Raw genomic sequence first — 3,760 nt, forward strand, 5'->3', positions numbered from 1 at the left:
TGTTCTTTGAGAACTCAATAGTGTGTCGATGAATGTCAGTGCCAATATTATTATTGGTTCCGGCTTCTCATACCCCCCGGTTGAGAGGTCGGACATTTAGTCAGCAAATACTTTTTTGCTGGCGTTTTGTTTTGCCATGGTTTTCGGACTCTGGTTAATTCTTCCGATTGCATCCGTAAGGATGGAGTTGAGAGTCTTCAACGGAGAGTTTGATCCTGGCTCAGGACGAACGCTAGCGGCGTGCTTAACACATGCAAGTCGAGCGGTAAGGCCCTTCGGGGTACACGAGCGGCGAACGGGTGAGTAACACGTGGGTGATCTGCCTCGCACTCTGGGATAAGCCTGGGAAACTGGGTCTAATACCGGATATGACTTTCGGATGCATGTTCGAGGGTGGAAAGATTTATCGGTGCGAGATGGGCCCGCGGCCTATCAGCTTGTTGGTGGGGTAACGGCCCACCAAGGCGACGACGGGTAGCCGACCTGAGAGGGTGACCGGCCACACTGGGACTGAGACACGGCCCAGACTCCTACGGGAGGCAGCAGTGGGGAATATTGCACAATGGGCGAAAGCCTGATGCAGCGACGCCGCGTGGGGGATGACGGCCTTCGGGTTGTAAACCCCTTTTGACAGGGACGAAGCGCAAGTGACGGTACCTGTAGAAGAAGCACCGGCCAACTACGTGCCAGCAGCCGCGGTAATACGTAGGGTGCGAGCGTTGTCCGGAATTACTGGGCGTAAAGAGCTTGTAGGCGGTCTGTCACGTCTTCTGTGAAAACTTGGGGCTCAACCTTAAGCTTGCAGGGGATACGGGCAGACTAGAGTACTTCAGGGGAGACTGGAATTCCTGGTGTAGCGGTGAAATGCGCAGATATCAGGAGGAACACCGGTGGCGAAGGCGGGTCTCTGGGAAGTAACTGACGCTGAGAAGCGAAAGCATGGGTAGCAAACAGGATTAGATACCCTGGTAGTCCATGCCGTAAACGGTGGGTACTAGGTGTGGGTTTCCTTCCACGGGATCCGTGCCGTAGCTAACGCATTAAGTACCCCGCCTGGGGAGTACGGCCGCAAGGCTAAAACTCAAAGGAATTGACGGGGGCCCGCACAAGCGGCGGAGCATGTGGATTAATTCGATGCAACGCGAAGAACCTTACCTGGGTTTGACATACACCGGAAAGCCGTAGAGATACGGCCCCCCTTGTGGTCGGTGTACAGGTGGTGCATGGCTGTCGTCAGCTCGTGTCGTGAGATGTTGGGTTAAGTCCCGCAACGAGCGCAACCCTTATCTTATGTTGCCAGCGCGTAATGGCGGGGACTCGTGAGAGACTGCCGGGGTCAACTCGGAGGAAGGTGGGGACGACGTCAAGTCATCATGCCCCTTATGTCCAGGGCTTCACACATGCTACAATGGCCGGTACAGAGGGCTGCGATACCGCGAGGTGGAGCGAATCCCTTAAAGCCGGTCTCAGTTCGGATCGGGGTCTGCAACTCGACCCCGTGAAGTTGGAGTCGCTAGTAATCGCAGATCAGCAACGCTGCGGTGAATACGTTCCCGGGCCTTGTACACACCGCCCGTCACGTCATGAAAGTCGGTAACACCCGAAGCCGGTGGCCTAACCCTTGTGGAGGGAGCCGTCGAAGGTGGGATTGGCGATTGGGACGAAGTCGTAACAAGGTAGCCGTACCGGAAGGTGCGGCTGGATCACCTCCTTTCTAAGGAGCACATCTACGCAACGCTCTCCGAACAGTCGGACGAGAATGCGTCAGAGACCGTTTAGTCCCCATATGTGGGACTGCGGACGCTCATGGGTGGAACACTGACAACCTCATCGCACTCGACCTCGGACAGAGTCCGATGTCGCGGTGATATACCGACACACTATTGGGTCCTGAAAGCACAGACGCTGTCTGCACTTTCTGGATATCAAAACAAACGACAGGATTACGGTCCGCGTCATACCGCGGAGGATGAGAATTCTCCGGCTGGTGCGCAGTGGTGATCGAATCTTGTGTGTTGTTTGAGAACTGCACAGTGGACGCGAGCATCTTTGTTAGTAAGTGTGTAAGAGCGTACGGTGGATGCCTTGGCACCAGGAGCCGATGAAGGACGTAGGAGGCTGCGATAAGCCTCGGGGAGCTGTCAACCGAGCTGAGATCCGAGGATGTCCGAATGGGGAAACCCAGCACGAGTGATGTCGTGTTACCCGCGCCTGAATATATAGGGCGTGTGGAGGGAACGTGGGGAAGTGAAACATCTCAGTACCCACAGGAAGAGAAAACAACAGTGATTCCGTGAGTAGTGGCGAGCGAAAGCGGAAGAGGCTAAACCAGGAGCGTGTGATAGCCGGCAGGCGTTGCGTTCTTGGGGTTGTGGGATCTCTCTTCTCACCACTGCCGTGGTGAGCACAAGTCAGAAACCGTTGTGTTAGCTGAATTGGTCTGGGACGGCCAACCATAGACGGTGAGAGTCCGGTAAGCGAAAACTCAACGGCTTGTGTGAGAGACACCCGAGTAGCAGCGGGCCCGTGAAATCTGCTGTGAATCTGTCGGGACCACCCGATAAGCCTGAATACTACCTGGTGACCGATAGCGGACTAGTACCGTGAGGGAAAGGTGAAAAGTACCCCGGGAGGGGAGTGAAATAGTACCTGAAACCGTGCGCTTACAATCCGTCAGAGCCTTCGCCACTTGTGGTGTGGGGTGATGGCGTGCCTTTTGAAGAATGAGCCTGCGAGTCATCGGTGTGTGGCGAGGTTAACCCGTGTGGGGTAGCCGTAGCGAAAGCGAGTCCGAATAGGGCGCCCTTTAGTCGCACACTATGGACCCGAAGCGGAGTGATCTACCCATGGCCAGGGTGAAGCGACGGTAAGACGTCGTGGAGGCCCGAACCCACTTAGGTTGAAAACTGAGGGGATGAGTTGTGGGTAGGGGTGAAAGGCCAATCAAACTCCGTGATAGCTGGTTCTCCCCGAAATGCATTTAGGTGCAGCGTCACGTGTTTCACACCGGAGGTAGAGCTACTGGATGGCCTAGGGGGCCCACAAGCTTACCGAAGTCAGCCAAACTCCGAATGCCGGTGTGTGAGAGCGTGGCAGTGAGACTGCGGGGGATAAGCTTCGTAGTCGAGAGGGAAACAGCCCAGATCGCCGGCTAAGGCCCCTAAGCGTGTACTAAGTGGAAAAGGATGTGGGGTCGCGAAGACAACCAGGAGGTTGGCTTAGAAGCAGCCACCCTTGAAAGAGTGCGTAATAGCTCACTGGTCAAGTGATCCTGCGCCGACAATGTAGCGGGGCTCAAGTACACCGCCGAAGCCGCGGCATTCAGACATTATCCCGCCTTCGGGCCAGGAGTCTGGATGGGTAGGGGAGCGTCGTATGGCCAGGGAAGCGGCGGAGTGATCCAGCCGTGGAGGCCATGCGAGTGAGAATGCAGGCATGAGTAGCGAAAGACGAGTGAGAAACTCGTCCGCCGAATGACCAAGGGTTCCTGGGCCAGGTTAATCCGCCCAGGGTGAGTCGGGACCTAAGGCGAGGCCGACAGGCGTAGTCGATGGACAACGGGTTGATATTCCCGTACCCGTGTATCCGCGCCCAATGGCGAATCAGTTGTGCTAACCATCCAAAAGTTTCCTTATCGGGCCTTCGGGCTTGAGGGGGAATGGCTGCATGGGACCCCGGTTGTAGTAGTCAAGCGATGGGGTGACGCAGGAAGGTAGCTGGGCCCGGTAATGGTTGTCCGGGTGTAAGCCTGTAGGGCGTT

Annotated in this window: 2 rRNA genes (1 of these 2 cut by a window edge); both read left to right on the forward strand. The window is 56.1% G+C overall.

Annotated features, from left to right (window positions below):
* Positions 1 to 197: 197 nt before the first annotated feature.
* A 16S ribosomal RNA gene (locus ABZX86_RS40170) occupies positions 198 to 1,714 on the forward strand.
* 339 nt (positions 1,715 to 2,053) lie between these two features.
* Positions 2,054 to 3,760: ribosomal RNA gene (locus tag ABZX86_RS40175) — 23S ribosomal RNA — on the forward strand; it runs 1,489 nt beyond the window's last position.
* The 16S and 23S rRNA genes sit together here, the layout of an rRNA operon.

This window comes from Nocardia sp. NPDC006630 (genome assembly GCF_040611495.1).
In the GTDB taxonomy this organism is placed as follows: domain Bacteria; phylum Actinomycetota; class Actinomycetes; order Mycobacteriales; family Mycobacteriaceae; genus Nocardia.